The organism is Synechocystis sp. LEGE 06083, assembly GCF_015207725.1.
GTDB lineage: Bacteria > Cyanobacteriota > Cyanobacteriia > Cyanobacteriales > Microcystaceae > Synechocystis > Synechocystis salina.
This window is the reverse complement of the sequence record NZ_JADEWJ010000241.1, coordinates 1-6267: the sequence shown is the minus strand read 5'-3', so window position 1 is coordinate 6267 and position 6267 is coordinate 1. Positions and strand designations below refer to the sequence as shown.

At 52.4% G+C, this 6267-nt stretch carries 6 protein-coding genes and 2 pseudogenes; 6 read left to right on the top strand and 2 right to left on the bottom strand.

Annotated features, from left to right (window positions below; all coding sequences use genetic code 11):
* From IQ219_RS15720 to IQ219_RS15710, 3 genes and pseudogenes are all read left to right on the top strand, one after another.
* Positions 1-198: pseudogene (locus IQ219_RS15720) on the top strand (4-(cytidine 5'-diphospho)-2-C-methyl-D-erythritol kinase); the annotation flags it as partial.
* Between the two features lie 105 nt (positions 199-303).
* Entirely contained in the window at positions 304-1281 is a 978-nt protein-coding gene (locus tag IQ219_RS15715) for a cysteine synthase A (RefSeq protein WP_194073229.1), read from the top strand.
* A 162-nt stretch (positions 1282-1443) separates the two neighbouring features.
* Positions 1444-2151 (top strand): hypothetical protein, encoded by a 708-nt coding sequence (locus IQ219_RS15710; protein WP_194073228.1) that lies wholly within the window; start codon positions 1444-1446, stop codon positions 2149-2151.
* Positions 2152-2201: 50 nt separating this feature from the next.
* Here IQ219_RS15710 and IQ219_RS15705 read toward each other — a convergent pair whose 3' ends face one another.
* Positions 2202-3593: an NAD-dependent malic enzyme gene (locus IQ219_RS15705; RefSeq protein WP_194016448.1), complete on the bottom strand. Its 1392-nt coding sequence runs from the start codon at positions 3591-3593 to the stop codon at positions 2202-2204.
* A 190-nt stretch (positions 3594-3783) separates the two neighbouring features.
* Here IQ219_RS15705 and lepB point away from each other — a divergent pair, with 190 nt between their 5' ends.
* On the top strand, positions 3784-4356 hold the full coding sequence (lepB, locus tag IQ219_RS15700) for a signal peptidase I (RefSeq protein WP_190597308.1): 573 nt from the start codon (positions 3784-3786) through the stop codon (positions 4354-4356).
* Between the two features lie 20 nt (positions 4357-4376).
* On the opposite strand, the gene IQ219_RS15695 is transcribed toward lepB, so the two are convergent.
* On the bottom strand, positions 4377-4532 hold the full coding sequence (locus IQ219_RS15695) for a hypothetical protein (RefSeq protein ID WP_190597310.1): 156 nt from the start codon (positions 4530-4532) through the stop codon (positions 4377-4379).
* Between the two features lie 20 nt (positions 4533-4552).
* On the opposite strand from IQ219_RS15695, the gene IQ219_RS15690 reads away from it, so the two are divergent.
* Positions 4553-4885 carry a cupin domain-containing protein gene (locus IQ219_RS15690; RefSeq protein ID WP_190597311.1) on the top strand — a complete coding sequence of 111 codons (333 nt, stop codon included), beginning with the start codon at positions 4553-4555 and terminating at the stop codon, positions 4883-4885.
* A 206-nt stretch (positions 4886-5091) separates the two neighbouring features.
* Positions 5092-6267, top strand: a pseudogene (locus IQ219_RS15685) (polyribonucleotide nucleotidyltransferase); the annotation flags it as partial.

Here is a 6267-nt window from a genome sequence, read left to right as displayed (position 1 = left end):
TTCCGCCAGGCCTTACAGTCCGCGGGGGGATTGGGCACCATGATGTCCGGCTCCGGCCCCAGCGTTTTTACCCTCTGTCAGGATCAAGCGGCCGCAGAACAGGTGTTGGCGATCGCCAAAGAAAAATTAAACGACCCCGATGTGGATTTTTGGTTAACCCACACCATCGGCCATGGCATTCAAATTATCGATCACTGAAATTGGGCACTGAATCAGATCAACCAATTCCGCGAAAATTCTCCCTGGGGTAGGATAACCTAACAGGGTTTTAACCCCAGATTGCCCGCCCTACCTCAACTCAGCATGGATATTAAGCATGGCTTTGTGGACTCCATTGGCCACACCCCCTTGATTCGCCTCAACAGTTTCAGTGACGAAACCGGCTGTGAAATTTTAGGCAAAGCGGAATTTCTCAACCCCGGCGGCTCCGTCAAAGACCGGGCGGCCCTAGGCATCATTGAAACGGCGGAAAAGCAAGGCCAGCTTAAACCAGGCGGCACCGTGGTGGAAGGCACAGCGGGCAACACTGGCATTGGTTTGGCCCATATTTGCAATGCCAAAGGCTATAAATGCCTAATCGTCATTCCCGACACCCAATCCCAGGAAAAAATTGACCTACTGCGTACCCTCGGCGCAGAAGTGAGGACAGTGCCAGCGGTGCCCTACCGAGACCCCAACAATTACGTCAAACTATCCGGGCGCATTGCCGCAGAACTGGATAATGCCATCTGGGCCAATCAATTTGATAATTTGGCTAACCGTGAAGCCCACTACCACACCACCGGCCCGGAAATTTGGCAACAAACGGACGGCAAAGTGGATGCCTGGGTAGCAGCTACGGGTACTGGGGGCACCTATGCAGGGGTAGCCCTGTACCTCAAGGAACAGTCTGAGGCTGTGCAATGCGTGGTGGCGGACCCCATGGGCAGTGGCCTGTATAGCTTCGTTAAAACCGGGGAAATTAACCCCAGCGGGAATTCCATCACTGAAGGCATTGGCAACAGTCGCATCACCGCCAATATGGAAAATGTACCCATTGACGATGCGGTGCAAATCGATGACCCGGAAGCGTTGCGGGTGGTGTACCAACTGCTACGACAGGATGGCCTCTTTATGGGCGGCTCCGTGGGCATTAATGTGGGGGCGGCCTATGAGTTGGCCAAAAAGCTAGGGCCAGGGCACACCATTGTTACCGTGCTTTGTGACGGAGGAGCCCGTTACCAATCCCGTCTTTACAACGGGGAATGGCTGGCCAGTAAGGGTTTAACCGTTCCAGATTAGTTTCGGCGCCGAGGCTCTTACTTTTTATCGGGGAACGGGGCCCATAGTGCTCCATTTGATCGTCGCCATGGAAAAAATTGGTCTAACAATCTATGCTATGCCTTTGGAAACTGCCAAAATTTTTCAGCTTAGGTTAACCGAAAATATTCTCGGTGATAGGCCATGGCGATCGTTTTTCAGCTAATTATCCTGGCCATAGGTTTCGTCCTCTTTCACCGCATGGGTTGGAGTTATCTCCAAGCTCTAGCTCAATACCAACCACTGCCTCCCGGTAAAAGGGGGCGATCGGGTCAAAAGGTCTATGTGGAAGGAATGTATGGTTCAGGAGTCATTTTACGGTCTCCCATTGCCCAGGAAGTTTGTCTCCGCTGGCGGGTTATCGTCACCGAAAAACAAGGTAAAAACAGCATTAGCCGCCTCGACCATGGTTCCTACGGAGTGGAAAATTTTGCCATTCTACGCCGGGGCGATCGCCGTTCCTTTCTAGTTGAGCAGCAACCAGACACTGTGCTGAAGCAGATCCATGACCTGGGGGGTCACCATGGCCCCAAACATCAATACCAACAAAACTTGCTTTGGCAGAGTAATCATCCCCAGATGGTGGAGTTTTTGCAGAACAATGGCATTAGCCCTGATAACTGGTTGGGGGTGCGACGTTCCCTCACCGTCACTGAACTATTTTGGCGCACTAACGATCCTGTTTTTGTCTTCGGTGAACTGACAGAACAAGAAGGACAGTGGTGCCTGAAAGCCCATTTGCTCAGCGACCAATCCGTGGAAAAACTCAGGCGGGTGCCTAGTCTATTCCTGTTAATTGGTGTGGTTATTCTCTTTTTTGCCGGCTTGGGGATGTTCAACCCTTGGCGCTGAACCTTATCCCAACGCTTAGTAATGGCAGTGACTGGTTTACCCCAGGGGCATTATCGGGCCGCTACCCCCTCACTGCGGGCGGCCAACTGCACCGCACTGGCCACGGTGGTGGCAACTCGATTGTCAAAAACCGAAGGAATAATATGCTCACTATCTAGGGTGTTGCTGTGCACCAAAGAGGCGATCGCCTTGGCCGCTTCAATGCACATGCTGGTGGTGATGATACTAGCCCGACAGTCAATGGCTCCCCGAAAAACCCCCGGAAAAGCGAGCACATTGTTAATTTGGTTGGGATAATCACTGCGCCCCGTGGCAATGACCGCCGCATCCTCCTGAATTAATTCCGGTTGAATTTCCGGGATGGGATTGGCCATGGCAAACACAATCGGATCTTTGGCCATGGATTGCACCATTTCCCTGGTCACTACCCCCGGCGCACTCACCCCTAAAAAGACATCGGCTCCGGCCATGGCATCGGCCAGGGTACCTTCCGCCTCCACCGCAAAGCCCTGTTTTTTGCTGTTTAAATCGGTGCGATGTTTACCCACAATGCCCTTGGAATCGCAGATCCAAATATTTTCTGCCCCCGATTCCTGCAGTAATTCGGCGATCGCCAACCCGGCGGCCCCAGCGCCGTTGATGACAATGCGTACCTTAGCCATGGCCTTGCCGACAAACTTCAGCGCATTGAACAGGGCGGCCAGGGTAACAATGGCGGTGCCATGTTGATCGTCGTGAAATACGGGGATATTTAATTCTTTTTTGAGGCGGGCTTCAATTTCAAAGCAGCGGGGAGCAGCAATATCTTCCAAATTAATCCCCCCAAATACCGGGGCGATCGCCTTAACGGTGCGGATAATTTCCTCCGTATCCTGGGTGGCCAAACAGATGGGAAACGCATCTAGTTGGGCAAATTCTTTGAACAGCATTGCTTTCCCTTCCATCACTGGCAAGGCCGCTTCTGGCCCCAGGTTGCCCAATCCCAACACCGCACTGCCATCGGTCACCACCGCCACCGTATTACTTTTGATGGTCAGGGAGTAAACCTTATCCGGGTCCTCGGCGATCGCCCGGCAAATGCGCCCCACCCCAGGGGTATAGGCCATGGCCAAGTCCGACTGGGAAGTGAGGGGAATGCGACTGACAACGCTAATTTTTCCCTGGCGATGCAAATCAAAGGTGCGGTCAGATACCTTCAGTAATTTGACATTATCCAGAGCCTTCACCGCCCCAATAATTTTTTCCGCATGCTCACTGCTCGAAGCATCTACGGAAATTTCCCGGCGGGTGAGCTTAAGATTACTTTCAATCAAGGAAATTTGCCCAAAACTTCCCCCCGCATCGGCGATCGCCTGGGTAACGCTGGCCAAGGTGCCGGCATGGTTGGGTAGCTCCAACAGGAGGCTGACGCTATAACTCGGATTGGGGGTAAGGCTAACCATAGGGCGATCGAAAAAAGGTTGAAAAGCGAAAATCGATAATCTCAGGCGGCGTTTGGGTACGCAGTCTCTCCTCGATTATGCTTGATCTGTGACCTTTGCTTACCGAGGTTTGCCCTGGCTGTCAGGGTTTGCCTATCTATCCAGCCCTAGCAATCTCCCCCCAGGACCGTTTCCCGTTCGATTCCCTTTTATGCAAAATTCCCCCGCCTCTTCCCGTTGGCAATTCATCAAGGAAAATATTCCCCTGCTCGTTGTGGCCCTGCTGTTGGCCCTGCTACTGCGTTTCTTTGTGGCGGAACCCCGCTACATTCCCTCCGACTCCATGCTGCCCACCCTCGAACAAGGCGATCGCCTGGTGGTGGAGAAAATTTCCTACCATTTCCATCCTCCCCAGGTTGGGGACATCATCGTGTTCCATCCGCCGGAGTTGTTGCAGGTGCAGGGCTACGACGGCAATCAAGCCTTTATCAAACGGGTCATTGCCATGCCTGGGCAAACGGTAGCGGTGAATAATGGCATTGTCTACCGGGATGGACAACCCCTGGAAGAGAAATATATTTTGGAGCCGCCCCAATATAATTTGCCCGCCGTGCAGGTGCCAGAAGGTCAAGTGTTTGTCATGGGGGACAACCGCAACAACAGCAACGATTCCCATGTGTGGGGATTTTTACCCCAGGAAAACATCATCGGCCATGCCCTATTTCGCTTTTTTCCCGCCAGCCGTTGGGGGCAACTGACCGGCCCGGAATCATCGGTAGCCTAATCGACTCAGTTGCCAACTTTTTACTCAGTTTGTCGTTGGGCGATCGCCGTGAGCTCATTGGCATCAAGAATGGTAATCTTGCCTCCCCGTTGGTCGGTAAGGTACCTATTGCCAAACCAAAAAATGGGGCGGGAACTGCTCCCCAGCAAGAGCCAAAGTTTAATTCCAAATTGCAACCATTGTCTTCGAGGTTTTTATGGTCAACACCATTCTTTCCCTACAACCATCATCCACTCAATTACAAAGTCACATTGAGTATCCCCAGGCCGGCATCCTGAGTAAAGTACTACTCCAAGACCGGGTTTGTCAGTACACGCTTTTTTGTCTAGCGACAGGCACCGACATCTCAGAACACAGCACTCCCCGTAACGCCGTCGTGCAATGTCTGGAAGGCACAGGAGAACTGAGCTTGGACGGCCAAAACATTACCCTGGAACCAGGCGTGTGGGTGGTGATGCCGGCCAATGCGCCCCATGCTCTCAAAGCGACGTCCAACTTGGCCTTTTTACTTACCCTCAGTCAGCCCTAGACCCCAATCTGACCAACGGTTCTCTATTCCCATAGCGCAACAAAAAAGTTCAACCAGCTCGGAAAAAGCCCTAAGGCCAGGGGGAATCCTGGCAAAGATAGGGATCATGCCCAGGCGATCGCCGTTTGGTCGGCCCAGGGTTCGTCAATGGTGTTAGGATCTGCTGAGAAGAAGAAACGTCATAGCACATAAGGAAAACACGTTAAATGCAAGAGTTTGACAAGTCCATATCCTTCGACGGACGGGATATAAGACTCAAAATGGGAACCCTAGCTCCCCAAGCAGGAGGTTCAGTCCTCATTCAATCCGGTGATACAGCGGTGTTGGTCACGGCGACCAGAGCTAAAGGAAGGGATGGCATTGATTTTCTACCCCTAACGGTGGACTACGAAGGACGACTCTATGCCGCAGGTCGTATTCCGGGCGGTTTTTTGCGGCGGGAAGGCCGACCCCCAGAAAAGGCCACATTAATTAGCCGCCTCATTGATCGTCCTTTACGTCCCCTCTTTCCCCATTGGCTCAGGGATGAACTACAAATAGTTGCCACTACCCTTTCCATGGACGAGGAAGTTCCCCCCGATGTTTTGGCTGTGACAGGGGCTTCGGTAGCGGTCATTCTAGCCAAAATTCCCTTCAAAGGTCCCATGGCCGCAGTGCGGGTAGGTCTAGTGGGGGATGATTTCATTATTAACCCCACCTATCGAGAGGTCTATAACGGAGATTTAGACTTAGTGGTGGCTGGTACCCCCGCCGGTATTGTCATGGTAGAAGCTGGAGCGAACCAGTTACCAGAACAGGACATCATCGAAGCGATTGATTTTGGCTATGAAGCAGTACAGGATCTGATCAACGCCCAGCAGGAATTGATGACAGATTTGGGCATCACCCTGGCCACCTCTGAGCCTCCCTTGGTCAATACCACGGTGGAACAGTTCATCGAAAGTAAAGCTGCCAAGAAAATTATCACTGTACTTGGTAAATTTGACCTGGGTAAAGATGGTAGGGACGCCGCCCTCGATGAAATTAAAGCCAGTGAAGTGGAAGCGGCGATCGCCGAATTGCCGGAAACCGATCCCGTCAAACAGAGTGTGGAAGAAGACCCCAAACTAGTAGGCAATCTCTACAAAGCATTGACCAAAAAGTTAATGCGTAAACAGATTGTCGAAGAAGGGGTACGGGTAGACGGCCGTAAACTCGAACAGGTGCGACCCATTAGCTGTGAAGTGGGCTTTTTGCCCCGGCGGGTCCATGGTAGTGGTTTATTTAACCGGGGTTTAACCCAGGTACTATCCCTCGCCACCCTTGGTTCCCCCGGCGATGCCCAGGATCTAGCGGACGATCTCCATCCCGAAGACGAAAAACGCTATCTCCACCATTACAAC

Bases quoted from the DNA above. Each gene is read 5' to 3' on its own strand.
- IQ219_RS15715 (WP_194073229.1), top strand. From the start codon at position 304: ATGGATATTAAGCATGGCTTTGTGGACTCCATTGGCCACACCCCCTTG.
- IQ219_RS15710 (WP_194073228.1), top strand. From the start codon at position 1,444: ATGGCGATCGTTTTTCAGCTAATTATCCTGGCCATAGGTTTCGTCCTC.
- IQ219_RS15705 (WP_194016448.1), bottom strand. From the start codon at position 3,593: ATGGTTAGCCTTACCCCCAATCCGAGTTATAGCGTCAGCCTCCTGTTG.
- lepB (WP_190597308.1), top strand. From the start codon at position 3,784: ATGCAAAATTCCCCCGCCTCTTCCCGTTGGCAATTCATCAAGGAAAAT.
- IQ219_RS15690 (WP_190597311.1), top strand. From the start codon at position 4,553: ATGGTCAACACCATTCTTTCCCTACAACCATCATCCACTCAATTACAA.